This window comes from Kangsaoukella pontilimi, assembly GCF_009830125.1.
In the GTDB taxonomy this organism is placed as follows: Bacteria; Pseudomonadota; Alphaproteobacteria; order Rhodobacterales; family Rhodobacteraceae; genus Kangsaoukella; species Kangsaoukella pontilimi.
On sequence record NZ_WUPT01000002.1, the window covers coordinates 252,047 to 276,392 of the forward strand.

Annotated in this window: 29 protein-coding genes; 14 read left to right on the forward strand and 15 right to left on the reverse strand. The window is 63.0% G+C overall.

Going from position 1 to position 24,346, the window contains the following annotated elements; all coding sequences use genetic code 11:
* Nucleotides 1-84 precede the first annotated feature (84 nt).
* On the forward strand, nt 85-720 hold the full coding sequence (locus GQ651_RS10625; protein WP_160764236.1) for an alpha-ketoglutarate-dependent dioxygenase AlkB: 636 nt from the start codon (nt 85-87) through the stop codon (nt 718-720).
* Here GQ651_RS10625 and GQ651_RS10630 read toward each other — a convergent pair.
* Nucleotides 698-1,354, reverse strand: a complete 657-nt coding sequence (locus GQ651_RS10630) for an SH3 domain-containing protein (protein ID WP_160764237.1) — start codon at nt 1,352-1,354, stop codon at nt 698-700. The genes GQ651_RS10625 and GQ651_RS10630 overlap by 23 nt on opposite strands.
* Nucleotides 1,351-2,061: an ABC transporter permease gene (locus tag GQ651_RS10635; RefSeq protein WP_227258140.1), complete on the reverse strand. Its 711-nt coding sequence runs from the start codon at nt 2,059-2,061 to the stop codon at nt 1,351-1,353. Before GQ651_RS10635 ends, GQ651_RS10630 begins: the two co-directional genes overlap by 4 nt.
* Nucleotides 2,062-2,310: 249 nt before the next feature.
* Between GQ651_RS10635 and cysQ the strand changes: the two genes are divergently transcribed.
* The 7 genes from cysQ to GQ651_RS10670 all read left to right on the forward strand — a co-directional run bounded on the left by cysQ (nt 2,311) and on the right by GQ651_RS10670 (nt 10,751).
* Nucleotides 2,311-3,117: a 3'(2'),5'-bisphosphate nucleotidase CysQ gene (gene cysQ / locus GQ651_RS10640; protein WP_227258141.1), complete on the forward strand. Its 807-nt coding sequence runs from the start codon at nt 2,311-2,313 to the stop codon at nt 3,115-3,117.
* 2 nt (nt 3,118-3,119) lie between these two features.
* A complete protein-coding gene (locus tag GQ651_RS10645) occupies nt 3,120-4,457 on the forward strand; it encodes a glycosyltransferase family 2 protein (RefSeq protein ID WP_227258142.1) in 1,338 nt (445 codons plus the stop codon).
* Complete coding sequence (locus GQ651_RS10650; protein WP_160764239.1) at nt 4,454-5,371, forward strand: UTP--glucose-1-phosphate uridylyltransferase; 918 nt, start codon at nt 4,454-4,456, stop codon at nt 5,369-5,371. The genes GQ651_RS10645 and GQ651_RS10650 overlap by 4 nt, the downstream gene beginning before the upstream one ends.
* A gap of 80 nt (nt 5,372-5,451) precedes the next feature.
* Nucleotides 5,452-6,564 (forward strand): glycosyltransferase family 4 protein, encoded by a 1,113-nt coding sequence (locus GQ651_RS19040; RefSeq protein ID WP_160764240.1) that lies wholly within the window; start codon nt 5,452-5,454, stop codon nt 6,562-6,564.
* 38 nt (nt 6,565-6,602) lie between these two features.
* Nucleotides 6,603-7,613 carry a glycosyltransferase family 2 protein gene (locus GQ651_RS10660; protein ID WP_160764241.1) on the forward strand — a complete coding sequence of 337 codons (1,011 nt, stop codon included), beginning with the start codon at nt 6,603-6,605 and terminating at the stop codon, nt 7,611-7,613.
* Nucleotides 7,610-9,313, forward strand: a complete 1,704-nt coding sequence (locus GQ651_RS10665) for a beta-1,6-N-acetylglucosaminyltransferase (RefSeq protein ID WP_160764242.1) — start codon at nt 7,610-7,612, stop codon at nt 9,311-9,313. Before GQ651_RS10660 ends, GQ651_RS10665 begins: the two co-directional genes overlap by 4 nt.
* A gap of 1 nt (nt 9,314) precedes the next feature.
* A complete protein-coding gene (locus GQ651_RS10670; protein WP_160764243.1) occupies nt 9,315-10,751 on the forward strand; it encodes a sulfotransferase in 1,437 nt (478 codons plus the stop codon).
* Here the strand turns inward: GQ651_RS10670 and GQ651_RS10675 are convergent.
* The 10 genes from GQ651_RS10675 to argH form a co-directional block, all read right to left on the reverse strand.
* Nucleotides 10,739-11,203 carry a PTS sugar transporter subunit IIA gene (locus GQ651_RS10675; protein WP_160764244.1) on the reverse strand — a complete coding sequence of 155 codons (465 nt, stop codon included), beginning with the start codon at nt 11,201-11,203 and terminating at the stop codon, nt 10,739-10,741. The genes GQ651_RS10670 and GQ651_RS10675 overlap by 13 nt on opposite strands.
* 48 nt (nt 11,204-11,251) lie before the next feature.
* Entirely contained in the window at nt 11,252-11,821 is a 570-nt protein-coding gene (gene hpf, locus GQ651_RS10680; RefSeq protein WP_160764245.1) for a ribosome hibernation-promoting factor, HPF/YfiA family, read from the reverse strand.
* A gap of 214 nt (nt 11,822-12,035) precedes the next feature.
* Complete coding sequence (gene lptB, locus GQ651_RS10685) at nt 12,036-12,794, reverse strand: LPS export ABC transporter ATP-binding protein (protein ID WP_160764246.1); 759 nt, start codon at nt 12,792-12,794, stop codon at nt 12,036-12,038.
* The gene (locus GQ651_RS10690) at nt 12,794-13,297 is read right to left on the reverse strand and encodes an LptA/OstA family protein (protein ID WP_406565456.1); all 504 of its coding nucleotides are present in this window, start codon (nt 13,295-13,297) and stop codon (nt 12,794-12,796) included. The genes lptB and GQ651_RS10690 overlap by 1 nt, the downstream gene beginning before the upstream one ends.
* A 13-nt stretch (nt 13,298-13,310) precedes the next feature.
* The gene (gene lptC, locus GQ651_RS10695) at nt 13,311-13,904 is read right to left on the reverse strand and encodes an LPS export ABC transporter periplasmic protein LptC (RefSeq protein ID WP_160764247.1); all 594 of its coding nucleotides are present in this window, start codon (nt 13,902-13,904) and stop codon (nt 13,311-13,313) included.
* Nucleotides 13,905-14,049: 145 nt separating this feature from the next.
* Nucleotides 14,050-14,661: a ribonuclease D gene (locus tag GQ651_RS10700; protein ID WP_160764248.1), complete on the reverse strand. Its 612-nt coding sequence runs from the start codon at nt 14,659-14,661 to the stop codon at nt 14,050-14,052.
* Nucleotides 14,658-14,975, reverse strand: coding sequence for a DUF2834 domain-containing protein (locus GQ651_RS10705; protein ID WP_160764249.1), 318 nt, complete (start codon nt 14,973-14,975; stop codon nt 14,658-14,660). The genes GQ651_RS10700 and GQ651_RS10705 overlap by 4 nt, the downstream gene beginning before the upstream one ends.
* Complete coding sequence (locus tag GQ651_RS18900; protein ID WP_264464695.1) at nt 14,975-15,109, reverse strand: hypothetical protein; 135 nt, start codon at nt 15,107-15,109, stop codon at nt 14,975-14,977. The genes GQ651_RS10705 and GQ651_RS18900 overlap by 1 nt, the downstream gene beginning before the upstream one ends.
* Nucleotides 15,106-15,261, reverse strand: a complete 156-nt coding sequence (locus tag GQ651_RS10710; protein WP_160764250.1) for a hypothetical protein — start codon at nt 15,259-15,261, stop codon at nt 15,106-15,108. Before GQ651_RS10710 ends, GQ651_RS18900 begins: the two co-directional genes overlap by 4 nt.
* Nucleotides 15,258-16,646, reverse strand: a complete 1,389-nt coding sequence (argH, locus tag GQ651_RS10715) for an argininosuccinate lyase (protein WP_160764251.1) — start codon at nt 16,644-16,646, stop codon at nt 15,258-15,260. Before argH ends, GQ651_RS10710 begins: the two co-directional genes overlap by 4 nt.
* Nucleotides 16,647-16,670: 24 nt before the next feature.
* On the opposite strand from argH, the gene GQ651_RS10720 reads away from it, so the two are divergent.
* On the forward strand, nt 16,671-17,228 hold the full coding sequence (locus tag GQ651_RS10720; protein ID WP_160764252.1) for a TlpA disulfide reductase family protein: 558 nt from the start codon (nt 16,671-16,673) through the stop codon (nt 17,226-17,228).
* A 148-nt stretch (nt 17,229-17,376) separates the two neighbouring features.
* Complete coding sequence (locus GQ651_RS10725; protein ID WP_160764253.1) at nt 17,377-18,084, forward strand: OmpA family protein; 708 nt, start codon at nt 17,377-17,379, stop codon at nt 18,082-18,084.
* Nucleotides 18,085-18,099: 15 nt separating this feature from the next.
* Here GQ651_RS10725 and GQ651_RS18905 read toward each other — a convergent pair whose 3' ends face one another.
* Nucleotides 18,100-18,231 carry a hypothetical protein gene (locus GQ651_RS18905; RefSeq protein WP_264464696.1) on the reverse strand — a complete coding sequence of 44 codons (132 nt, stop codon included), beginning with the start codon at nt 18,229-18,231 and terminating at the stop codon, nt 18,100-18,102.
* Between the two features lie 249 nt (nt 18,232-18,480).
* On the opposite strand from GQ651_RS18905, the gene GQ651_RS10730 reads away from it, so the two are divergent.
* The 4 genes from GQ651_RS10730 (at nt 18,481) to GQ651_RS10745 (ending at nt 22,814) form a co-directional block, all read left to right on the forward strand.
* On the forward strand, nt 18,481-21,300 hold the full coding sequence (locus GQ651_RS10730; RefSeq protein WP_160764254.1) for a helicase-related protein: 2,820 nt from the start codon (nt 18,481-18,483) through the stop codon (nt 21,298-21,300).
* Nucleotides 21,297-21,668, forward strand: coding sequence for an RNA-binding S4 domain-containing protein (locus GQ651_RS10735; protein ID WP_160765131.1), 372 nt, complete (start codon nt 21,297-21,299; stop codon nt 21,666-21,668). The genes GQ651_RS10730 and GQ651_RS10735 overlap by 4 nt, the downstream gene beginning before the upstream one ends.
* 51 nt (nt 21,669-21,719) lie before the next feature.
* Complete coding sequence (gene fdxA / locus GQ651_RS10740; protein WP_160764255.1) at nt 21,720-22,055, forward strand: ferredoxin FdxA; 336 nt, start codon at nt 21,720-21,722, stop codon at nt 22,053-22,055.
* Between the two features lie 249 nt (nt 22,056-22,304).
* Nucleotides 22,305-22,814: a CarD family transcriptional regulator gene (locus GQ651_RS10745; RefSeq protein ID WP_160764256.1), complete on the forward strand. Its 510-nt coding sequence runs from the start codon at nt 22,305-22,307 to the stop codon at nt 22,812-22,814.
* A gap of 207 nt (nt 22,815-23,021) precedes the next feature.
* Here GQ651_RS10745 and arfB read toward each other — a convergent pair whose 3' ends face one another.
* Together arfB and GQ651_RS10755 are read right to left on the reverse strand one after the other, a co-directional pair.
* Entirely contained in the window at nt 23,022-23,435 is a 414-nt protein-coding gene (gene arfB / locus GQ651_RS10750) for an alternative ribosome rescue aminoacyl-tRNA hydrolase ArfB (RefSeq protein ID WP_160764257.1), read from the reverse strand.
* Nucleotides 23,436-23,687: 252 nt separating this feature from the next.
* Entirely contained in the window at nt 23,688-24,308 is a 621-nt protein-coding gene (locus GQ651_RS10755) for a queuosine precursor transporter (protein WP_160764258.1), read from the reverse strand.
* Between the last annotated feature and the right edge of the window lie 38 nt (nt 24,309-24,346).

Consider the following 24,346-nt stretch of genomic DNA (forward strand, 5'->3'; position numbering starts at 1 on the left):
GTCCGGGCCGATCACGGCTTCGTGGGGTATATAAGGAGCGCAAAATGCGCCTGCAAGCGATCCGGCGCAAACGAATCGCGCAAAATGGACGGAAGGAATGGCGTGGCTGATCTGTTTTCCGATGCGGTGGATCTGAACGGTGTCACGATCATGCCGGGGCATCTGGACAGGCGCGCGCAGGAGGCGATGCTAGACGATCTTCGCGCGGTCGCGAAGGCCGCTCCGTTCCGGCAGTACGAGACGCCGGGCGGCCGGCAGATGAGCGTGCGGATGACGGCAGCGGGCGCGCGCGGCTGGGTCACGGACCGCAAGGGCTATCGCTATGCCGAGACGTCATTCGACGGATCACCCTGGCCGGATATTCCGGCAAGCGTCCTGACGGTCTGGCGGCAGGTCTCCGGCGTCGATCGCGACCCCGATTCCTGCCTGGTCAACTTCTACGGCGAGGGCGCGCGGATGGGTCTTCATCAGGACAAGGATGAGGCCGATCTGCACTGGCCCGTCGTCTCGATCTCACTCGGAGATGACGCGCTGTTCCGTGTGGGCGGGGTCGAGACACCGACGCCCTCGAAAAGCCGCTGGCTCAAGTCGGGGGACGTGGCCGTTATAGGCGGGGCGGCCCGGCTGGCATGGCACGGGATCGACCGGATCAAATTCCGGTCGTCGGACCTGTTGCCCGAGGGCGGGCGGGTCAACGTCACCTTGCGGATGGCGGGGTAAGGCTGCAGCACCCGGCATAGAATCCGGTTCCGCTATGGTCGCCGCCGGCCGTCGGACGCTTGATCAGCACGTCGGCGGCGATGCCATATTCACGGTCCGACATGCCGTCGGTGCAGATCTCCTGCCGGACGAAAAGCTGGATCTCGCGGTCGCCCGCCGCTGTCGGGAAAAACGAGCCGGTGAAGGCGAAGCGGTCCCGCCGCGACAGCGAACCGTGATAGCCCGAGATCAGCCCGTCGCGCGGTTCGATATCGGGCATGCTGAGCGTGATACGCGGCTGATCATAAGTCAGCGACCAGAAGGGCTCCGTGCCGAAACAGTGACGGATGTCGGGGACGAAACCGCTGACCTGTCCGGGATGCGGGACGAGGTAGTCCATCGAGACCCAGCCGGTGCCCTCCCGAAAATTGATCTTGGCCCAACGGTGACGGTCGTCTGGGGCGATGACCTCGATATCGGTGGCGTCGGGTGGCAGCGACCCGATGATGGCGTGGCTCGCGCCCGGACCACTCCGGATGTTCAGCACGTCATCCGAGGCAACGCCGGTGACATCGTAAAGGCCGGGAAAGGCGTCCTGAGTTGCGTGAACCGGTCCAGCCAGAAGCAGAACAATGGCCAGCACGGCGCGGATCAACGGCCGGCGCTCCACGACAGAGACACGAAGCGGTTGGTATAGCTCAGGCCGAGAATTCCGATCACACCTACCACGATGGAGATTGTCAGCGGATACTCGAGAGACGTGCGCATCGGGTTGTAGTTCTCGAAGATATAGCCGCGCCCCTGGTCGATGATGTGAAAAAGCGGGTTCCAGGCGAAAAGCGCGAACATCTTTGTCGGAAGACCGTTCGCCAGGAACATCTTGCCTGAGGCGAACATCTGGACGCGCTGGTAGACCATCTGGATCATGCCCGTCGCACCGGGCAGCCAGGGCTTGAGCGCCGCGAAGACCAGCCCGAAGCAGCAGCCCGAGAACCACGCAAGCAGCAGCATCATCACAGCGCCGACCGGGTGCGCGATGGAGATGGGTTCCCACATCAGGTGATAGACGGTCAAAAGCACTGCCATGGACAGAACCTGCACATAGATCGCACCCAGTGCCGCCGAGACGATGGCGATGAGCGGTGTCATCGGAAGGTGCTGCATCATCGGAGATACCGGGCCGTCTGCACCGGATATCGCGCCCATCGCCTTTACATGGGTCATGAAGACGAAAATGCCGGACATGACGTAGAGCAGAAAATCGCCCCGAACCGCCATGCGGCGCCCGCCAAGCATATCCATGACGACAAAGAAAATGCCGATCATGACGATCATCTGAAGCAGGTTCTTGGCGATCGCCATCAGAGCATCACGATGACCCGATCGGATCGACCTGACGGTGCTGTGGAATACAAGGGACAGAATCGTGCCCGCAGAACGGACAAGAGAGGGCCGCTGTCTTTGCTCGGTCTGAAACACTGGGTCGTCGCCTGCCTGTATTAGTAGGTCGGTTTCGCCGGTTTTTGGTACCGGTCTTGCCGCCCTTGTCGTCGCCCCCGGGGGACACCATAAGCCATCAATAGCATCTGCGCCCAGCATAAAGGAATCGGGATGGCGGAAATTCACCGGTTTGACATGGTTTCGACACTTCGCCGCCTCGCCATCGAAGCGGGTCGCGCGATCATGGACGTTTACGAGCGTGACGAGTTCGCTGTCACCGAGAAGGCGGACCAAAGCCCGGTGACCGAGGCCGATCTTTTGGCAGATGGAATCATCTCGGACGGGCTGCGCGCCGGCTGGCCGGATCTGACGCTGGTAACCGAGGAGCAGGCCGCCACCCACGATCTGAACGCCAACACCTTCCTGATTGTCGATCCTCTGGACGGCACGAAAGAGTTCGTGAACCGGCGCGGCGATTTCACCGTCAATATCGCGCTGGTCGAGAACGGGACGCCTACTCTGGGGGTCGTCTATGCACCCGCCAAGGGCCGGTTGTTTCTGACCCTCGCCGACGGCGGCGCAGTCGAGGAAACCGGCGCGCTCGATCCGGAGACCATGGGCGAAACTCGCGCGATATGCGTCAGGCGCCCCGACAATTCCGCATTGTTCGTGGTCGCTTCGAAATCTCACCGGAGCCCAGAGCTTGAAGACTATATCGGGCGGTACTCGGTTGCCGACAGCGTGGCGGCTGGATCGTCGCTGAAGTTCTGTCTGGTGGCGGCGGGCGAGGCGGATTTCTACCCTCGTCTCGGTCCAACGATGGAGTGGGATACCGCTGCAGGTCACGCCGTTCTGAATGCAGCCGGAGGGACAGTTCTGAATCGCGACGATCACACGCCGCTCGCCTACGGAAAACCCGGCTTCCGCAATCCTCATTTTCTGGCGCTCGCCCCGGGTGTCGACCTGGTCGCGGAGTAGGTTTGCCGGGAACGGGTCATCCCAAAGTCAGCGTCGTCGTGGCTAGCCACGCGCGGCCCGGATGGCTTGCCCGTTGCCTGACGTCCCTGGGTCAGCTCGACTATCCAGCCTTCGAGATCGTGGTCGCCGCCGATGCCGCGTCCATCGAGGCGCTCGACCCGCACCCGCTGCGCGGCGCGATCCGCGTGGTCACGGTCGAAGGCGGCAATATTTCGGTGACGCGAAATGCGGGCATCCGGGCCTCGGGCGGCGAGTGGATCGCGTTCCTTGACGATGATGCCGTGGCCGAACCGACTTGGCTGACCCACTACATGGACGCTGCCGCGCTGCTTGATGTCCCCGCGCTGGTCGGTTTCGTGCGTGGCCGGAACGGGATCAGCTATCAAAGTGCGGTGGCTTCGGTCGACGCCGAGGGCGAGACGCATACCGAGCACGCAGGCGACGGCGTTGCCTTCGTGCCCTCTCTCAAAACGGGGCGGGCGCTGAAGCTGGTCGGGACCAATTGCCTGATCCGGCGCGATATACTTTTGTCTGTCGGCGGCTTTGATCCGGCATATCGCTTCTTCATGGACGATACCGACCTGTCGATCCGGCTGGCCCGCGCGGGGCATGTGGCGGGGGTCGCGCCATTGGCGCAGGTGCATCACGCGTTCGCACCGTCAGGTCGTCGGACCCGCCTCAGGGCGCCGCTGGACCTGACCGAGGTCGGCCGAAGCACTGCCATTTTCGCCCACCGCTATCGCGGTGCGCCGCCCGACGAGATCAAGGAACGCCTGTTCCAGCGAGAACGTCAGCGGCTTGTCGCCCATATGGTGCGCGGCACTTGCGAGCCCAGGGACATCGCGCCCCGCATGGCGACGCTGGAAGCCGGGTGGCGGGAAGGTGCGGTGCTGAGCCCGCCCTATCCTGAACCGATCCGGGCCGAGGGGACGTTCCGGCGCAGCGCTTGCGTTGCCTTAGGACATCGCGTCATCACCGCACGGCTTTTCGGGCGCCGCGCCGCCATATTGCGTGCAGCGCGGATCGTCGCCGAGGGTGGGCGCGCCAGCGTTTTTAGCTTCTCTGCGACCTCGATCCGGCACCGCGTCCGGTTTCTGCGCCCTGGAATCTGGGTTCAGACCGGCGGGCAGTTCGGCCGCAGCCTGCGGTCCGGCCCCGCCTTCCGGTGGTGCAGTTTTGCCGATCGGGTTCGTGAAGAAATCCGGCGCGTTGCATTGCTCCGTGGTATCGGAGAAACTGCATACTTCCCCGACATGGCGACGAAAGGCTCGCGGGGAATTGCCGCTCCGAGAGCGGCGCCGGAGGCGAATTCAAAACACGGGACGAGAGGGCAGTTGTGACGAATACGACGCGTAAAGTGACCAAGGCCGTGTTTCCGGTCGCGGGGTTAGGGACTCGATTCCTGCCAGCCACCAAGGCCGTTCCGAAAGAGATCATGACGCTGGTCGACAGACCGCTCATTCAGTACGCCATCGACGAGGCGCGTGCCGCCGGGATCACCGAATTCATCTTCGTCACGTCGCGCGGGAAATCCGCGCTCGAAGATTATTTCGACTTCGCGCCAGAGCTCGAAGCCGCACTGGAAGGCTCGGGCAAGGATGAGCTGATCAATGCGCTTAAAGCCACGAACATGGAATCGGGTGCTATCGCCTATATCCGGCAGCACAAGCCCATGGGTCTGGGACACGCCGTCTGGTGCGCCCGCCGCCTGATCGGGGATGAACCTTTTGCCATCATCCTGACCGACGACGTCATCGCCGCCGACACGCCCTGCCTGAAGCAGATGGTCGAAGCTTATGCCGAGACAGGCGGATCGATGGTTGCCGCCATGGAGGTCCCGCGCGAGAAGACGTCCTCTTACGGTATTCTGGACCTCGACACGTCCGCCGGCGATCCGGACGGTCGCCTTCTCAAGGTCAAGGGTATGGTCGAGAAGCCCAAGGTCGACGAGGCGCCCTCGTCGCTGGCGGTGATCGGACGCTATATCGTGACGCCTTCCGTGCTGGAAACCCTCAACACGCAGACCAAGGGTGCAGGCGGGGAAATCCAGCTTACCGACGCCATCGCCGCCGAAATCGCTGCCGGCCGTCCCGTTCATGGCCTGAAATTCGACGGTCAGCGGTTCGATTGTGGCTCAAAAGCGGGATTTCTTCAGGCAACGGTAGGTTTCGCGCTTGCAAGATCGGACCTGCGGGATGAATTGTCCGAATATCTTCGGCAGATCGTGCCGACGTTGGGTACGCAGAACCAGTAGGACGGAAGAAAAGGCGGAAACGGAAAGTGGCGACGCCAGTTCTCGACCTCAGCCGAACGTTTTCCCGGCTTGGGAGCCCGGTGCAAACAGGCATCGACCGGGTTGAACGCGCATATCTGGATGAGGTGATCGAACAGGAAGGCTGGGGCCTGATCCGCACCATTCGCGGGTTCCTGATGTTCGAGCCGGACCGCCTTGCCCGCCTGCCCGAGTATTTCGATCGCAAGGATCTGGACGGCGCCGATATGGCCTCGACCATTCGGGCGATCGCGTCGTCGCGTGCATCGAGCCTGTCGATCCGCAAGATCATGTGGCGGATGCCGAACGGGCTGGCCTACATCAATGTCGGGCACACCAACCTGAATCCGCAGACCTTCCGTGCGATGATGGAAATGCCGGATCACACCAAGATCGTGATGATCCATGATACGATTCCCATCGATTTCCCCGAGTTTCAGACTGACGTCGCCCGCTCGAAATTCATCGAACGGCTGACGGCCACTATCAATTTCGCCAACCACATCGTTGTGCCCTCGGATGACGTGAAGGAACGGCTGGAGCATCGCATGGTGGGTACGGGGCACCGTGTGCCAATCACGGTGGCGCCTCTTGGCGTCAGCATCGGCGCCCCGCCCGCCAAGGTCGAGCATTCCGAGAAGCCCTATTTCGTCGTTCTTGGGACCATCGAGCCACGCAAGAACCATGGCTTCCTCCTCGATATCTGGGAGCGGATGCACCAGAAGATGGACGAGCAGAAGGTGCCCGAGCTCAGGATCATCGGTGGCCGGGGCTGGAAGAACGAAGAGCTGTTCAACCGTCTTGATTCCTCTCCGATGATGGGCCGTACCGTGTTCGAGCTGGGTCCGCTTCCCGACAAGGAGATGAAGGCGCATCTGGCGGGTGCGACGGGGCTGCTTTTCCCGTCGCTGGCAGAAGGTTTCGGGCTGCCGCCCTATGAGGCCGCGTCGCTCGGCGTCCCCACGATATCGACGCCGCTGCCCTCGATAGAGGCACATCTTGGGGATATGGCCGTTTACGCGAAAGCGGGCGACATGTATCAATGGTTCAGGGCCATCAGAGACCTGGCCAGCGAGGACTTGGCAGAGCAGACCCGCCGCAGATCGGAGCTTCGCGCATACCGCATTCCGACGTGGTACCGGCACTTTGCCCGTGTCTTCGACCTGATAAAATGATCGCGGGCTGACCATCCGCGACGGCGGAGTGGACAGACGTGGGCCTTTCGACGGCATTCCGGCTGAGGATGGAGCGGCGGCGCTGGCAGCTTCGCGCCATTCGGCGGCGCCGCGACCTGGCACCAGTGTCCGACCGCACCGACCTGATCGGGAAGGGCAATATCCTTGCCTTTCTCTCTGTCCGGAACGAGAAGCCGCGACTTCCCTATTTCCTCGACTACTATCGCCGTCTGGGCGTCGACCATTTTCTCTTCGTCGATAACGGCTCGGACGACGGGGGGTGCGAATACCTTGCGGCGCAGCCCGACGTCTCGGTCTGGCGGACCAATGCCAGCTATCGCCGCAGCCGGTATGGCACGGACTGGATGAACTGGCTCAAATTCCGGTACGGCCACGGCCACTGGACGCTGACGCTCGATCCCGATGAGTTTCTCGTCTACCCGTTCTGCGACACCCGGCCCTTGTCCGCGCTCTGCGACTGGCTGGATCAGTCCGGTATCCGGTCTTTCGGCACGCTTATGGTGGATATGTACCCCAAAGGACCGCTGTCGGGGCTCAGCTACCGCGAGGGGCAGGACCCGTTCTCGCTGGCCGACTGGTTCGATCCCGGCAACTACTCGATCAGCAAGAACCCGAAATACGGGAACCTCTGGATACAGGGTGGACCAAGGGCGCGGGTCTATTTTCCCGATGCCCCCGAAGAGGCGCCGTCGCTGAACAAGATCCCGCTGGTTCGGTGGGACCGGAAATACGCCTTCGTTTCCTCAACCCATATGCTGCTGCCGCGCGGTCTGAACCAGGTTTATGACCGGAAGGGCGGCGAAAAGACCTCCGGCTGCCTGCTGCACGCCAAGTTCCTCGACAGCCTGATCGAGAAGGCTGCGGAAGAGGTCGTCCGGCGCGAGCATTTCGCGCGGGGCCGCGAATATGCCGCCTATCACCTGACCGAGCACGGGCGTCACGGCCTCTGGTGCAAATGGTCCGAGCGGCTGACCGGGTGGCGGCAGCTTGAAACGCTTGGCCTGATGTCGAAGGGCAACTGGGCATGACGGTGGGCTTCGTCATGCTGGCGCATACCGCGCTCGATCGGGCTGCGCAGGTGGCGCGGCATCTGGCGGCGCATGGCTGCCCGGTGGCGATCCACGTCGACCGCCGCACGCCCATGGCGGAGTTCAGGGGGCTGGAGCAACGCATCTCGGAAGAGCCGCTGATCACGCTTCTGCCGCGCATCGCCTGCGACTGGGGAACGTGGTCGCTGGTCAGTGCCACGCGGCGGGGGGCGGCGGCGCTTCTCGATCGGCACCCTGAGATCGGACACGTCTTCCTGATGTCGGGTGCCTGCCTGCCGATCAAACCGGTACCGGAGCTGCTGGCATTCCTGAAGCGGCACCAGGGAACGGATTTCATCGAAAGCGTCACCATCCGAGATGTCCCATGGACGCAAGGAGGCCTCAGCGAAGAGCGGTTCACGCTGTCTTTCCCGTTTGCGTGGAAGCGGCAGAAGCGGCTTTTCGACATCTGGGTCGATCTGCAGCGCAAGATTGGCCGGCGTCGCCGGATGCCCGAGGCGCTGAAGCCGCATATGGGGTCGCAATGGTGGTGCCTCAGCCGCGAGACTCTGACCAAGATACGGAGCGATCCGAACCGGGTCGCCGTCGACCGCTATTTCCGGCGGGTCTGGATTCCCGACGAGAGCTACTACCAGACCATGGTGCGCCGCTTTGGCCATCGTATCGAAAGCATGTCGCTCACGCTGTCCAAGTTCGATTTTCAGGGCAAGCCGCATCTGTTTTACGACGACCATCTGTCACTCCTGAGGACCTCGAACGAGTTCTTCGCGCGAAAGATCTGGCGGGGCGCGTCTGGTCTCTACGATGCTTTCCTGACGCCGCGCCCGGCGGGCGAGGTGCCGGAGCCGCCCGTGACCGCGACCGAGATCGACCGCGTCTTTGCCGCCGCGCTGAAACGCAGGACCGAGGGTCGACAGGGCCTTCTTTCCGCCGCGCGGTTCCCCGATCCGGGCTACGACATGACGCCGACTGCCGCGCCCTATTCGGTTTTTCACGGGTTCTCAGAGCTGTTCGAGGACTTTCCCGGCTGGATCGCCGAGGCGCTTGGTTCGACCGCGCATGGGCATCTGTTCGCGCCCGACAGGGCCGAGTTCGCGCAAGGGGCGCATGGCGGACCGGGCGGGCTATCGACCTCGGCGGCGTTGAGAAACTACAATCCCGAGAGCTTTCTCAAGAACCTGATCTGGTCGACGCGGGGCGAGCATCAGTCCTTTCTCTACGGGCCAGGTGACTGCTCCGGTATTTCCGAACTTCTGGCGAGCGATTCCAACGCCTATGTCGCGGCGGTCAGCGGCACGTGGGCGCTGCCGCTCCTGCGGTCGGGACGCGCAATCGCGGATATCCGCCCCGAAGCCGCGCGGCTTCAGAAGCGTGAAGCGAAGCACCTGCTGCGCCTGCGCGAACGGCAGACGCGGGCGCGGGTCCGTCTCTGGACACTGGCCGAGTTCGTGGCCGACCCGGCGCTGCCGCTGCAGGTGATCATTGACGATTTCTCGGTCCCCGGTGCGCAGCACCTGACGCAGATGCCCCGTCTGAAGCCGATGGAGGGGCTGGCCGGATTCCTGCAAGAGCTTCGGAATGCCGGGATGAGCCCGCATACCGCCGGCGACATCCCAGAGATCGACCGCACGCATACGGCCGAACGTATCGGCCGCGGCCGCGAGCGGGGCAGGCGCTGACATGGTGGGGCGTTTCGACTACTGGGTCGTCCTTGGCGGGATGCGGACCGGTTCCAACCTGCTCGAGGAATACCTGAGCGCGATGCCGGGCATCGAGAGCCATGGCGAGTTGTTCAATCCGCATTTCTTCGGCAAGCCGGGAGAAAAGTCGCGCTTCGGTCTGTCCATCGCGGCGCGTGACGCGGACCCGATCCGGGCGGTGGGCGCCATGCGCACGAATGCCAAAAGTCTTCCAGGCTTCCGGCTGTTCTACGATCACGATCCCCGGGTGATCCGGCACGTTCTGGACGACCCGAACGCCGCCAAGATCGTTCTGACACGGCGGCCCATCGACAGCTACGTGTCGCTCAAGATCGCGCGCAAGACGGATCAGTGGTGGCTGGGCGACATGAAAACGGCCAAGGCCGCGCGCGTTCCTTTCGATGCCGATGAATACGTCTCGTTCCTGAATACGCTGGCCGCGTTTCAGGGTGACATCGCCTATCGGTTGCAGGTGACTGGGCAGACCGCGTTTCACATCGCTTATGACGATCTGTCCGACCCTGACGTGATCGCCGGACTGGGCAAGTATCTTGGCGCCGATGGTCCGCCGGACCCCGAGCGCGTGCGGGCGAAGGTGCAGAACCCGACTCCGGTGCGCGACCGGCTGACCAACCCCGCCGATGCGGAAGCGGCGCTTTTGTCCATCGCCGCGCCGGATATCGGGCGAGTGCCGATCCACGAGCCCGAGCGTGGGCCGGGCCTGAAAATGTTCCGCGTCTGCAAGAGCGCGCCACTTCTCTACATGCCGATCCGTGGCGCCGGGTTCGATCCGGTGCCCGACTGGCTGAAATCGGTGGATCCGGACGGCAAGGTGGACAGCGGACTGACCCAGCGGGACATGCGCCGCTGGAAGCGGCAGCATCCGGGTCATCGGGGCTTTAGTGTCGTAAGGCATCCGCTCGACCGGGTTCACGACACGTTCTGCCGGTTCATTCTGCCTGCGGGCGAGGAAACCTATGCCGATATGCGCGCGGGTCTGATCTCGCGCTATGACGTGCCGCTGCCGCCAGACGGGTCGGGCGAAGACTGGACGCTCGACCGGCACCGGGCCGCGTTTCTGGCATTCCTCGTCTTTCTGAAAGGCAACCTGGGGGGCCAGACCAGCCTGCGCGTCGACAATACATGGGCGACGCAGGACATGCTTCTGAGTGCGATCGGACAGTTCGCGATCCCCGATCGCGTGATCCGTGAAGAGAGGCTGGCCGAGTCGCTTCAGTGGATCGCCGCCGAGGCGGGTGTCGAGGCTCCGCCGCTTGAAGGCGGTTTCCGGGTACCGTCACCGTTCCCGCTGGCCGAGGTCGTGACGGACGACATTCAGTCGGCCGTCGAGGCAGCCTATCGCCGGGATTATCTTATGTTCGGATATCGGCGTTGGGCGCCGGATCAGGCGGCCTGAGACGCGGGCGCTTCGGTCAGGAGAGTGTGGAGCGTCGACACATCGCCATTGGCCCGGAGTTTCGCGCAAAGATCACCGTTCCGCATGGTGCGCGACACGAGGGCCAGTGCCTTCAGGTGTTCGACGCCCGCGTCTTCCGGCGCAAGTAGCGCGAAGACGAGGTCCACGGGCTGCCGGTCGACTGAATCGAAGTCGATGGGCTTTTCCAGCCGCACGAACAGGCCGCAGACCTGATCGAGCCCGCCGAGGCGGGCATGGGGCAGGGCAATGCCATGTCCCACACCGGTCGGCCCAAGGGCTTCGCGTTCCTGAAGTGCCGCGCAGACGTCGCTGCCGCGAATGCCATAGGCCGCGAAGGCCATATCGCCCAGTTCCTGAAAGAGCCGTTTTTTGCTGCCGACGACACTGACCGCCTTTACGGCGCCAAGTCGAAGGATTTTCGTCAAATCCATTAAGAACCCGTCTTCCTGCTCGAGCGCCTTTGCGCTTTTTGGGCTGTCCTAGTTAGGGTCGATCCAACCGATATTCCCGTCATCCCGGCGGTAGACGATATTCACGCCGGAATCCTGCTTTTCGTTACGGAACACCAGCACCGGTGCGCCAGCGAGTTCCATTTGCATCACAGCCTCGCCCACGGAAAGAGACGGTATCTTCGTCTCCATCTCGGCGATGATCATCGGCTGCAACGTCGAGTCGTCTGATTCGTCCTCATCGTCTGATGACGCGAGCACATAGGATGAAGCGGCAAGAAGTTCAACAGGTTGGGCCCGTTCACGATGGTGGTCCTTCAACCTGCGCTTGTAGCGGCGAAGCTGCTTGTCCAGCTTCTCGCAGCACTTGTCGAAACAGGCATAGATCTCGTGGTCATGAGACTTGGCCTGCGCGGTGAGGCCGGTGGACAGATGGATCGTCGCCTCGCACGTGTATTCGCTGCCGGATTTGGAAAAGATGATGGCCGCGTCGGTGGGCCGTCCTGCGTATTTCTCAATCACCTCGTCCAGACAGTTGCGGACATGGGTCTGAAGCGCATCTCCGATGTCGATTTGCTTTCCGGTGATCTGGTAACGCATGGAGGACTCCTGATGTTGTGGAGGGGAAAACCCTAACTGCCCGCGCGATGTGCGCTGCAGTCGAATGGCTTGAGATTGAGGAATACCGGCCGGGTCCACGGTGCTTGGAAGAACAGAGACTGGGCGGAGACGTTACGGTCCGTCATTTGCTCCATTTGGCGACAACCTTGGGGTGTCTGTCAATCAGATCTCACGCGGCGGTGCGGCATGAAGGTCAGGAAATGCGAAAGCTCTGGCCGAGATAGACGCTACGCACTTTTTCGTCTCGGACGACTTCCTCGGCGGTGCCGCTCATCAGAACACCGCCATCGTGCAGGATATAGGCGCGATCGACGATTTCGAGCGTTTCCCGCACGTTGTGGTCGGTGATGAGAACGCCGATACCGCGTGTCTTCAGGTCCATTACAAGATCGCGAATATCGCCTACGGCGATGGGGTCGATACCGGGAAAGGGCTCGTCCAGAAGCAGGTATTTGGGGTTGGCCGCAAGGCTGCGCGCGATCTCGCAGCGGCGGCGCTCACCACCCGACAGCGCGACCGACGGCGTCCGCCTGAGATGGGAAATAGAGAATTCGTTCAGAAGCTCTTCCAGACGTTCGCGTCTCCGCATCCGGTCCTTCTCGACGATTTCGAGAATGGCGAGGATGTTCTCTTCGACATTCAGCCCCTGAAAGATCGAGCGCTCCTGCGGCAGATACCCGATACCCAGCTTTGCGCGGCGGTACATGGGCAGGGTCGTGACATCCTTGCCGTCGATCGTCACCTCGCCGCCATCCGGCATGACGAGGCCCGCGATGGAGTAGAAACAGGTCGTTTTGCCCGAGCCGTTGGGCCCCAGAAGCGCCACGACCTCGCCCCGGTGCAGATCCATGGAAACGTCCCGGATCACCGGACGGTTGCGGTAAGACTTGCGCAGATTCCGGACCCTCAGACCCTGTCCGCCGTCGGCCACTGTGAGTGCGGGGGAGGCCATCAGTTGCCCCCGCCGCCGAAGACGGTGCGCACGCGGCCTTCCATCCTGCCGCTGCCGGCCTCGAGGTCGAGGACGAGACGCTCGCCCGCCAGCGCGGTCTGGCCCTGTGTCAGAAGTACGTCGCCGGACATGGTGACGGAACCGCTTTCGATCACATAGACGGCCTCGCGTGCCTCGGCCGCATCGGTTGGTGTGACCACGGTCACGCCGCCCGTTGCACGCAGTTCCGAGATGCCGCTCGGCGCGCCACCTTCGTCGGTGGCGTAGATCACGACGATCTCTCCCGCGCTCATTCGAACCTCGCCCTGCACGACAAGAACGTTGCCATTGAAGACCGCGCGCCCGGTTGCCTGATCGACGCTCAGGCTGTCAGCGGTGACCTCTACCGGCTGGTCGGGGCTGAACCCGCCTAGGCCGAGCGCCACGTCGGCGCCCTGCGCCAGGACCGGTCCGGAAAAGCAGAGGGCGGCTGTCAGAACAATGGCGGACAGAAAACGCGGCACGTGCATATGCTCCTTAAAATCCCGGCCGGTATACCAGCCGGACGCCATCCTTGAAAACCAGAACATGTCCGCCTCCTTCGCCATCGGCGGAGAGAACCATGCGTCCCGCCTCGATATCGCCGCCTGGTCCTGTCGCGGTGACGGTGCTGTCTGTCTCCAGCGTGGCGACGCTCCATGCGGTTCTGAGCGTCTGAGTCTCGACCCGGTAGCCGGTGGTGCTTTCGACCTCGACACCTCCATCGAGTGTCGCCGCTTCGCCCGGGACGTCGATCGTACCCTCGGGAGATACGACCGTGATCCTGCCGCCCTGTGGCAAGTCCAGCGTGACGTTCAACTCGGTGCCGCGATATGCCGCTCCGCTTGGCCGAACAGCCTCGGCGCCGAGTGCGATCTGAACACCGTCCTGCGTGACGCCGCCGAAGGTGGGGCGTGTGACGCCCTGTTCCCGCATGATCTGTTCGACATCCACCTCGGCATAGGGGATCGCGGCCTCGGGATCGAGGGTTTCGGCCACCATGAACAGGGTCGAGAGAATGGCGAGCGCCGCGAGCGGGAACGCCACCTTCAACCAGAGCACCAAGCGGCTGTATCGGTCGTCGCGGGACATGGATGGGATATAAGCCTGTGAGGGGCTGCGCGAAACAGCGCGTGCGAAGAATTGCCGATCAGCGTGGCAAGGGGGCTCTGCCCCCGTCGCGCTTGCGCGCGCCTCCCCCGGGATTTTCGGACCCAAAGAAGTGCCCGTCGAGCGCCTAGTGGGCGAAGATGTCGATTTCCGGCCAGCCTGCCAGATCGAGCCTTGCCCGCGTCGGCAGGAAGCGGAATGCGGCCTCGGCCAGGTCTCGGCGATCCTCGCGGTCGAGCCGTTCGTTCAGCGCGTCGCGCAGGCGATGCAGGTAGAGCACGTCGGAGGCGGCATAGGCGAGCTGAGCCTCGGTCAGGGTCTCGGCGCCCCAGTCGCTCATCTGCTGGAGTTTCGAGATGTCGACGCCCAGAAGTTCGTCCAGCAGGTTCTTCAGGCCATGGCGGTCGGTGTAGGTGCGGATCAGCTTGGACGCGATCTTGGTGCAGTAGACCGGCTCGGCCAGCGCGCCGAAGGTGTGGTAAAGCGCGGCGATGTCGAAACGGCCGAAATGGAAGAGCTTGGTGATGCTCGGGTCGGTCAGAAGGCGTTCGAGGTTGGGCGCGGATGTCTGACCTTTTTCGATCTGGACCAGATGCGCGTTGCCGTCACCCGTTGAGAGCTGCACGAGGCAGAGCCGGTCGCGATGAGGGTTCAGGCCCATCGTCTCGCAGTCGATGGCGACGGCATCGCCCCAGTCGATCCCTTCGGGCAGGTCGCACTTGTACAGGTGGTTGGTCATTCGACGCCTCGGGTTCTGAGGAACAGGTAAAGCGGCAGCCCGCAGGACACGCCGATACAGAAGGTGGCCGGGATCGCCACGAGGGCGAGCCAGTTCTTGCGCACCACCGTTTCCGCAATGATCCAGACGGTCAGCGCAGTGGCGGCGATGGTCAGGTCCCAGACCAGTCCGGTTGTCGACGCATTCACGTACCAGGCGTCGATCAGGCCGGAGAGGCCGGTGCCCGTCTCGGCCATGTAGCCCAGAAAGTAATACATCGGGTGAATCGCACCCCAGATGGCGAGGCCCAGGTAGACGACGCGGATACCGGACATCAGAGCCCCCCTCTTACACCAACGCGGATATCGCCGCTGACCGAGAGCCCGGGTTCGCGCGGTTCGGGGTCGCCATCCGCGCCGCAGGCGGCCAGCGTCACAAGGACGAGGACTGTGAAGACCGCGCGGATCATGGGCTGACCGCGACGGTCATGCCGCCCGCGCGGCCCGAGACCGAAGGCACCACTGAGACGCCGCTCGACGAGATCGAGGCGCCGAGGTTCAGCGTGGGATCCTCGCAGGCGGGCAGCGCAAGAAGGAGCATCGCGCAGAAGTGCTTTCTCATCCCAGCCGGTCCTTCCACCGTTCGATCTGTTGGCGCACCTGTTCAGGCGCCGTGCCGCCATAGGATGTGCGGCTTCCGACCGAATTGTCCACGCCGAGAACAGAGAACACGTCATCGGTGATGGCCTCATGGACCGACTGCATCTGATCGAGCGTCAGGTCTGGCAGGTCGGAACCCTGTTCCTCGGCCATGGCGACGAGGCGACCGGTGACATGGTGCGCGTCGCGGAAGGGCAGGCCCGCCTCGCGGACCAGCCAGTCGGCAAGGTCGGTCGCAGTGGAAAAGCCTGAGGACGCGGCGGCGCGAAGCGCGTCGGGGTTGGCGCTCATGTCGCTGACCATGCCCTCGATCGCGGCGAGCGCCAGCATCAGCGTATCGGCGGCGTCGAAAACCTGTTCCTTGTCTTCCTGCATGTCCTTGGAATAGGCCAGCGGCAGCCCCTTCATCACCGTGAACAGGCCTACGGTCGCGCCCAGAATGCGGCCGATCTTGGCCCTGACCAGCTCGGCGGCGTCGGGGTTCTTCTTCTGCGGCATGATCGAAGAGCCGGTCGAGAACCTGTCGGACATCGCCACGAAGCGGAACTGGGCCGAAGACCAGATGACCAGCTCTTCGGCAAAGCGGCTGAGGTGGACGGCGCAGATGGCTGAGGCGGACAGGAACTCCAGCGCGAAATCCCGGTCGCTGACCGCGTCGAGCGAATTGGCCATGGGGCGGTCGAAACCGAGCGCCTCTGCCGTCGCGTGGCGGTCGATGGGGAAGGACGTGCCGGCCAGCGCCGCGGCACCAAGCGGGCTTTCGTTCATCCGCGCACGCGCGTCGCGAAACCGCGAGGCGTCGCGGCCCAGCATTTCCACATAGGCCATCATGTGATGGCCCCAGGTCACCGGTTGCGCGGTTTGGAGATGTGTGAATCCCGGCATCACCCAGTCCGCGCCCGCCTTGGCCTGAGCCAGAAGTGCGCGCTGCACCGCTTCGATGGCGGTGATCGCGGCGTCGCACTGATCCCGGACCCAGAGGCGGAAATCGGTCGCCACCTGGTCGTTCCGGCTGCGGGCGGTGTGCAGGCGTCCGGCAGGCTCTCCGATGATTTCCTTCAGCCGCGCTTCCACGTTCATGTGGATGTCTTCAAGCTCCGTCGAGAAGGCGAAATCGCCCGCTTCGATCTCTGACAAGACCGTGAGCAGGCCTTTCCGGATCGCCTCGGCATCGGTATCTGTCAGGATGCCCTGCGCCGCGAGCATGGCGGCATGGGCGCGCGAGCCTTCGATGTCTTGCCGCGCAAGGCGCTGGTCGAAGCCGATCGAGGCATTAATTGCCTCCATGATGGCATCGGGTCCGGCGGCAAAGCGGCCGCCCCACATCGTATTCGCGCTGTCGGTCATGCTGTTCGTACCCCGGAGGAAAACATGCGGTTCATTCTTGGCGTCCTCTACACGGCCCTCGTTCTCGGTGCAAACCCGGCACATGCGGATGTCGCCGCCGCCGAGGCGCTCCGCGAAGGGACGATGAAGAAGCTGTTGTTCTCCGACCCGGTCGCGGTGTCGGGTGAGACCTTCACCGACCCCGAAGGCGGGACGTTCAGCCTGAGCGATTTCGAGGGAAAGCATGTGCTGGTGAACTTCTGGGCCACGTGGTGCGCACCCTGCCGGAAGGAAATGCCGATGCTCTCCGAGTTGCAGAGTGAGTTCGGCGGCGACGACTTCGAGGTCGTCACCATCGCCACGGGACGGAACGAGATCGCCGGCATCCGCCGGTTTTTCGAGGAGGTCGGCGTCGAAAACCTGCCTCTCTACCTTGATCCGCGGTCTGGTCTGGCGCGCGACATGGGGGTGCTCGGCCTGCCGATCACGCTGATTCTCGACCCCGAAGGCCGTGAGATCGCGCGGATGCGGGGGGACGCCGAATGGAACTCGGACAGCGCCAAGGCGATCATTCGGACGCTGATCGAGGCGGGCGAAAGCTGATCGTCGGGTGACACTGTCGGGGGCGTACGGCGGATTGTCGGGGGTGGGGAAACGCTGACCCTGAGAATCCGCGCTCCTGCCCTGATCACGCCACATTTCGTGGGAAAATGGCGGTGCTGGGACGCGGGGGTGTCGCTCAGGTGACGGAATGACCCGAATTTTCACAAGTTTTTCGCTCATCTTTCTCCTTGGTGCTGTGCCGGCGCCGGTTACGGCGTCCGACGCGCCGATGCTGGACCGGGTGCTTGCAATCCTGCCTGGCGGTGCGTCGCTTGAGGGGTTCGATACGGTCTATTTCGATTTCGACCGCGATTTCCTCGATCCTTCGGCGCGCGAACAGCTTGACCAGCAGGCGGCCTACATCCGATCACGGCCCAATCTGAAGTTCGGCGTTACCGGTCATACCGACATGGTGGGTAACCTGACGTATAATCGGGATCTGGGGATGCGGCGCGCCAAGCGGGTCGTGGCCTATCTGGTGTCCAAGGGAATCGAATCCGAACGGCTTGTCGCAATGGTGTCGTTTGGCGAGGAGAAGCCCGCCGTAAGAACCGAGGATCGGGAGCGTCTGAATCGCCGGGTGATTACCGAGGTGATGGGCCGGATGGACCGCAAGATCGTCCAGCCGAGACCGGCGCCGGGTAAAGGCAGTACCAGTTCGGCCGCCATATTGCCCGATACGGATACGGATGCGCCCCGTGTCACCGCGGTGTCGCAAGACCCCGAGCCGACGGCACCCACCAAGACCAATGGTAAGGGTTCGCGTATGAATGCGGGCGGCGGAAATGGCGACGAGGCTGGTGACCCCGGCAAGTCCGAAGGCAAGAACCGCGGCAAGGACGAAAATTCGTTCTGAGGGCCTAGCCCGCGCCTAGCCCTGCTCGATCTCCGCGAAGATTTCTTCGATATCGATAAAACCCATCGACTTGCGCAGCGAAGGGCGCTGCGTGGGGCGCAATGGATGCGCCGAACCCTTTCCGCCATGAGCGCTCTTAACGCTCATTCCGGGAGAGTTTAGTCCATCGGGAGTTTGAAGGCTGGGCAGATTCCAGGCTCGCATGGGGGTACTCGTTCTTGGTCACTCATTACAAAACGGGCGGAAACATGGCCCGCTACAGACTTTTCTATGTCCAAAATGTGGCAAAATTTGGGCAAAGAGGTCTGAGATTGAAAAACCCTCAGCCTGGGGTCGCCTTGTCTCGGGCGTCGTCCTGCTATTTAACCCCTGTGACGCAATTTTCCCGACAGTGACATGTCCCAGTTGAAAGGCCGCGTGGTCGCGGTCCTAGGTCCTACAAACACCGGCAAGACGCATTATGCGATCGAGCGTATGCTGGCCCACCGCACAGGCGTCATCGGGCTGCCGCTGAGGCTTCTGGCGCGTGAGGTCTATGACCGTATCGTTGCGGTCCGGGGCCCGTCGGTCGTGGCGCTCGTCACCGGCGAAGAACGGATCGTCCCCGAGCGTACCCAGTACTGGGTCTGCACGACCGAGGCGATGCCCGACGGGATGGGCGCGGATTTCGTCGCTATCGACGAGATCCAGCTTTGCGCCGATCCCGAGCGGGGCCATGTCTTTACCGACCGTCTGCTCAGAATGCGCGGCACGCACGAGACGCTGTTCATGGGGTCCGACACAATGCGCGGCACCATCGCCGCGCTGGTGCCCGGCGTTCAGTTCCAGCGGCGGGAAAGGTTCTCTACCCTGATGTATACCGGCTCGAAAAAGATCAGCCGGATGACACCGCGGGCGGCCATCGTCGGCTTCTCGGTGGAAAACGTCTATGCCATAGCCGAGCTTCTGCGCCGCCAGAAGGGTGGATCAGCCGTCGTGATGGGCGCGCTCAGCCCGCGTACACGGAATGCGCAGGTGGAGATGTACCAAAACGGGGATGTCGATTACCTCGTGGCGACCGACGCCATCGGCATGGGCCTGAACCTCGATATCAACCACGTCGCATTTTCCGGTCTACGGAAGTTCGACGGGCGGCGCATGCGCGACCTTCAGCCGAACGAGCTTGCCCAGATCGCGGGCCGCGCCGGGCGATACATGAAGGACGGCACTTTTGGCGTGACGGGAGAGGCGCCGCCCTTGCCGGATCCGGTGGTGGACGCGATCACCTCTCACAGCTTCACGCCCCTGAAAAAGCTCCAGTGGCGGAACGCGCGGCTGGAATACGGCTCGATCGACCGACTTATTCAGTCTCTGGAACAGCCACCCGAACACGAGCTTCTGGTCCGCGCCCGCGACGCCGACGACTTGATGGCGCTCAAGGCGCTTTCGCAGGTGGCCGAAGTCCGAGCGCGCGCGTCGGACGGGCGGTCTGTTCAGCTTCTCTGGGATGTCTGCCGGATCCCGGATTTCCGGGGCATCAGCCACCAGGAACATGCCCAGCTTCTGGAACGGATCTTCGGCTTCCTGCACGAGCACGGGTATGTTCCAGACGACTGGATTGCGCGGCAGGTCAAACGTATCGACCGCACGGACGGCGACATCGACGCGCTGTCAAAGCGGTTGGCGTATATCCGCACATGGACCTATGTCGCGCAGCGTCGCGGCTGGTGCCGGGACGAATCCGATTGGCGTGGGATGACCCGCAGGGTAGAAGACCGTCTGTCGGATGCGCTCCACGATGCTCTGACGCAAAGATTTGTCGACCGGCGGACCAGTGTTCTGCTTCGGCGGTTGAAACAGAAGGAGGGCCTTGTGGCCGAGGTGAACGATAAAGGTGAAGTGACGGTTGAAGGCGAATTCGTCGGCCGTCTGGAAGGATTCCGGTTCCATCAGGACGCCAGCGCGACCGGGGACGAGGCAAAGACGGTGCGCCAGGCGGCGTTTCAGTCGCTTCAGCCGGAATTCCATCTGCGCGCCGACCGGTTCTACAACGCGCCGGACACCGAAATGGACTTCACCGAGCAGGGCGGCCTGATGTGGGGCGAACATGCGGTGGGAAAGCTGGTGAAGGGCGACGATCCGCTCAAGCCGCAGGTCAAGGCTTTTGTCGATGAAGAAGCCAGCGAAGAGGTGTCCGAAAAGGTGCGCCGCCGGCTGCAACATTTCATCGACCGCAAGATCGCAGCCCTGTTCGAGCCGCTGATCGCGGTCCAGCGTGACGAAACGCTGACCGGCATGGCGCGCGGCTTCGGCTTCCGTCTTGTCGAGGCGATGGGTGTCCTGCCCCGGGCCGAGGTGGCCGACGAGGTCAAGTCTCTGGATCAGGAGGCGCGCGGTCTGCTCCGCAAGCACGGGGTCCGCTTCGGTCAGTTCACCGTCTTCATGCCGCTTCTTCTGAAGCCCGCGCCGACCCGGCTGCGCCTTGTGCTCTGGTCGCTGGCCGAGGGGCTGGACGAATTCCCCGAAAGCCCGCCGCCCGGCCTTGTGACCGTTCCGGTCGCCAAGGACGCGCCCAAGGGCTATCACCTGCGCTCGGGCTACCGGGCTGCGGGCGAGCGTGCCATCCGGATCGACATGCTCGAGCGTCTGGCCGACATGCTGCGCAATCAGGATACGCGGGGCGGGTTCGAGGCGACGGCGGACATGCTGTCGATTACCGGCATGACGCTGGAGCAGTTCGCAAACCTGATGGAAGGGCTCGGTTACAACGCCGCCCGTGGCGAGCGCGAGAAGCAGCGCACCGACTCTCCGAGCGAAGCGACCGCCACAGAAGCGCCGGCCGATGCCGACGCACCTTTGCCGGACGCGGAAGCAGAGGGTGACAGCGCAGCAGACGCGCAGCCCGATGCCGACAAGCAGGATGCGCCCTCGGAAGAACCCGCCAGCACGGTCGAGGCAAGCGCGGCGCCCGCCGAAACCGAAAGCGCCGAAGCCGAGGGTCCCGAGGTCGAGGTTTTCTATACCTTCACATGGGGCGGCAACCGCGGTCAGGCGCGGCGTCAGGGCGGCAAGCCGCAGGGCAAGGGTCGTCCGAAGGGCAAGGGCAAAGGCGGCCCGCGTGACAGTGGCGGCAACAAGCCAAAGAGCTTCCAGTCCCGACCGCCCAAGAAAGATCGCATCGACCCCGATAACCCCTTCGCTCAGGCTCTGATGGGGCTGAAGGACGGCAAGTCCTGACCGAGGGCACTCAGCGGCTCGACCAGTGGCTCTGGCACGCGCGTTTCTTCAAGACGCGCGGGCTGGCCACACGACTGGTCGCTTCGGGGCAGGTCCGCGTGGATGGAGTCAAGGTTTCGAAACCGTCGCTGGCTCTCAGGCCGGGCATGACCCTGACCTTTGCTCAGGCGCGGCGGATTCGCGTGATCCGGGTTGTCGCGCTTGCCACGCGGCGCGGCCCCGCGCCCGAGGCGCAGGCGCTCTACGACGACCTTTCTCCCGAGGATCAGAACAGCGGTTCGGAAAATCCGCGCTACGAGGGAAAGGGTCGGCCCACGGGGCGCGACAGACGGCGCATGGACCTTTCCCTGCCCGACCCGCTTGATTGACGAATTCCCACGGGGTAGGACGCCCTGACCGCCAGCGATGAGTACGCACCCATGACCTATGTCGTCACCGACAATTGTATCGCCTGCAAATACACCGACTGTGTCGAGGTCTGCCCCGTGGATTGCTTCTACGAGGGCGAGAATATGCTGGTGATCCATCCTGACGAGTGCATCGACTGCGGCGTCTGTGAACCCGAATGTCCCGCCGACGCGATCCGGCCGGATACCGAGCCGGACATGGAGAAATGGGTCGAGTTCAACCGGAAATATTCCGAGGAATGGCCGGTCATCATCACCAAGAAGGATCCTCTGCCGGAGGCCGATGAGATGGACGGCAAGCCGGGGAAGATGGACCTGTTTTCGGAGGCGCCCGGCGAAGGCGGCTGACCGATTCGCGCTCTTCGGGCGCGTTTTATCACCGGATAAGGCCCGCAAGTCCCAACAGGATATGGCGTTTCCGCCATATGTCTTGGAAATGGGCGTTTTTTCTGCTATATTCGTGCAGCATTGTGGTGCTTGGGGCGATCTGCCCGGCATCGCGGCCAGCGACAGGGACGAAAGCGACGGGAGGATGTGTGTGTTCCCGCCGTTATTCTTGTCGCCTGGTTTTAGGAGTCTGAGAAGGACACAGTCTGCATGAGTAAAGCGAAGAAAATGGAATTCCGTCCGAACGATTTTGTCGTCTACCCGGCGCACGGCGTGGGCAAGATCGTCTCGATCGAGGAACAGGAAATCGCGGGCATCAAGCTCGAACTGTTCGTGATCTCGTTCGAAAAGGACAAGATGACTCTCCGGGTGCCGACAAACAAGGCGGCCGAGGTCGGGATGCGGACGCTGTCGTCCCCCGATGTCGTGACCAAGGCGATGACCACGCTCAAGGGCAAGGCCCGCGTGAAAAAAGCCATGTGGTCGCGCCGGGCACAGGAATACGAACAGAAGATCAATTCGGGCGACCTGATCGCCATCGCCGAAGTCGTACGCGACCTGCATCGTGCCGATGACCAGCGCGAGCAGAGCTATTCCGAGCGTCAGCTTTATGAGGCGGCTCTCGAGCGTCTGACTCGCGAAGTGGCGGCGGTGTCCGGTTCGGACGAAACCGATGCGCAGAAGCAGGTGGATGACGTTCTCGTCAGCCGCGCGGCCTGAAGTCTTCCCGATCACACAGAAAATGGCGCCCAGATGGGCGCCATTTTTTTGCGCGCCAGGGCGCGCAATGCCTCCGGCGGGGATATTTCGAAACAGGCGAAGACAATTTGAATCAAATTTTTTCTTTGGGTCTCGGAAATCCCGGGGTGAATTGGCCATAGGCCAAGAGGGGCAGAGCCCCTGACCGCGCGTCCGGTCGCGCCGGCGCTAGGGGTCGATCTTGCCGCGCAGCGCCTTCACCTCTCCTCGTTTCTTCTTCGTCTCGACGCGCTTGCGCTTCTGCGAGACCGGCACGCGGGTTTTCCGCCTTGGTTTCGGAGGATGGAGAGCTTCGACGATCAGGTCGCGCAACCGGTCGCGGGCGATCTCCCGGTTTCGGGCCTGACTGCGCTCTTCGCTGACCTGAAGGACCAGCGCGCCGTCCCGGGTCCAGCGCCGTCCGGCAAGCCGTCGCAGGCGCCGCTTGACCGGATCGGGCAGATTCGGCGACCGCTCCGCCTCGAATCGAAGTTCGACAGCCGAGTTCACCTTGTTGACGTTCTGGCCGCCCGGACCGCTCGAGCGTACGAATTGCTCGGTGATCTCCCAGTCGGCGATCTCGATCTTGTCGCTGATCTTCATGCCTTGCCCGTAAATCGAAGAAGGGTCGCCGATGCGGCGACCCTTCCGAGGTTCTTGGAGATGGGCCAGTTAGGGGTCGGCGTACCGACAGACCCAATCAGGAGTGTTCTGCCTTCAGGTTTGCCTTCAGGCGACGGCCCTCCCGACTGTCCGGACACCTCTCTCCAATATCGCTCTAGACACTGGACCACCTCCTTTCAATTGTTGCCGATATCAGGAGGTTGGCACATATTTTGTGTCTGTCAAATATTTTTACGCTACCCGTGCGGTCATTCGCCCAACGATCAGGCGGAAGGGCACCAAAGCGATCAAAGCGAGGGCGAGTTTCACCCCCCAGTCCGCCACAGCCAGTGATACCCAGAGCGGAGCGTCCGGCCCTTGGCCCAGAAGCGGCAGAACCTCGCCCGCCCACGAGACATCGTTCCCAGGTTCGACAAAGGTCAGGAAGCCGGCAAAAGCGATTGTGAAGAACAGCGCGGTGTCTACGGCCGATCCGACCAGAGACGAGGCGAGAGGCGCGCGCCACCACGTGCCTTCGCGAAGGCGGTCGAAGATGGCGACGTCCAGAAGTTGCGCCGTCAGGAACGCCAGCCCCGAACCGATGGCGATCCGCCAGGTGACCAGCGGGCCGAATTCGCCCTGAATCTGGGTGCCGATCAGAGAGCAGATGACGCCCGTGACGAAACCGGCGAAGACGACCTTTCGTGCGGTCGACGGGCCGTAAATACGGTTCATCACGTCGGTCACGAGGAACGCGAGCGGATAGGTGAAGGCACCCCATGTCAGCCACTGGCCGAACAGGAACTGCACAAGGATGTTCGAGGCCACGACAATGGCGGCCATGGCGATAACGCCGGGAAGAAGTCGGGACATGTCAGGTTCCGTTTTGACAAGGTTGCGGAGACTTGGCC

Coding starts and splice junctions, on each gene's coding strand:
- GQ651_RS10635 (WP_227258140.1), bottom strand. CDS start 2,061: ATGGCGATCGCCAAGAACCTGCTTCAGATGATCGTCATGATCGGCATT.
- lptC (WP_160764247.1), bottom strand. CDS start 13,904: ATGTCCCGCGACGACCGATACAGCCGCTTGGTGCTCTGGTTGAAGGTG.
- GQ651_RS10665 (WP_160764242.1), top strand. CDS start 7,610: ATGACGGTGGGCTTCGTCATGCTGGCGCATACCGCGCTCGATCGGGCT.
- lptB (WP_160764246.1), bottom strand. CDS start 12,794: ATGGCCTCCCCCGCACTCACAGTGGCCGACGGCGGACAGGGTCTGAGG.
- cysQ (WP_227258141.1), top strand. CDS start 2,311: ATGGCGGAAATTCACCGGTTTGACATGGTTTCGACACTTCGCCGCCTC.
- GQ651_RS10730 (WP_160764254.1), top strand. CDS start 18,481: ATGTCCCAGTTGAAAGGCCGCGTGGTCGCGGTCCTAGGTCCTACAAAC.
- GQ651_RS10720 (WP_160764252.1), top strand. CDS start 16,671: ATGCGGTTCATTCTTGGCGTCCTCTACACGGCCCTCGTTCTCGGTGCA.
- hpf (WP_160764245.1), bottom strand. CDS start 11,821: ATGCGTTACCAGATCACCGGAAAGCAAATCGACATCGGAGATGCGCTT.
- GQ651_RS18905 (WP_264464696.1), bottom strand. CDS start 18,231: ATGAGCGTTAAGAGCGCTCATGGCGGAAAGGGTTCGGCGCATCCATTG.
- GQ651_RS10625 (WP_160764236.1), top strand. CDS start 85: ATGGACGGAAGGAATGGCGTGGCTGATCTGTTTTCCGATGCGGTGGAT.
- arfB (WP_160764257.1), bottom strand. CDS start 23,435: ATGAAGATCAGCGACAAGATCGAGATCGCCGACTGGGAGATCACCGAG.
- GQ651_RS10675 (WP_160764244.1), bottom strand. CDS start 11,203: ATGGATTTGACGAAAATCCTTCGACTTGGCGCCGTAAAGGCGGTCAGT.
- GQ651_RS10745 (WP_160764256.1), top strand. CDS start 22,305: ATGAGTAAAGCGAAGAAAATGGAATTCCGTCCGAACGATTTTGTCGTC.
- GQ651_RS10700 (WP_160764248.1), bottom strand. CDS start 14,661: ATGACCAACCACCTGTACAAGTGCGACCTGCCCGAAGGGATCGACTGG.
- GQ651_RS10725 (WP_160764253.1), top strand. CDS start 17,377: ATGACCCGAATTTTCACAAGTTTTTCGCTCATCTTTCTCCTTGGTGCT.
- fdxA (WP_160764255.1), top strand. CDS start 21,720: ATGACCTATGTCGTCACCGACAATTGTATCGCCTGCAAATACACCGAC.
- GQ651_RS10710 (WP_160764250.1), bottom strand. CDS start 15,261: ATGAGAAAGCACTTCTGCGCGATGCTCCTTCTTGCGCTGCCCGCCTGC.
- argH (WP_160764251.1), bottom strand. CDS start 16,646: ATGACCGACAGCGCGAATACGATGTGGGGCGGCCGCTTTGCCGCCGGA.
- GQ651_RS10705 (WP_160764249.1), bottom strand. CDS start 14,975: ATGTCCGGTATCCGCGTCGTCTACCTGGGCCTCGCCATCTGGGGTGCG.
- GQ651_RS10755 (WP_160764258.1), bottom strand. CDS start 24,308: ATGTCCCGACTTCTTCCCGGCGTTATCGCCATGGCCGCCATTGTCGTG.
- GQ651_RS18900 (WP_264464695.1), bottom strand. CDS start 15,109: ATGATCCGCGCGGTCTTCACAGTCCTCGTCCTTGTGACGCTGGCCGCC.
- GQ651_RS10670 (WP_160764243.1), top strand. CDS start 9,315: ATGGTGGGGCGTTTCGACTACTGGGTCGTCCTTGGCGGGATGCGGACC.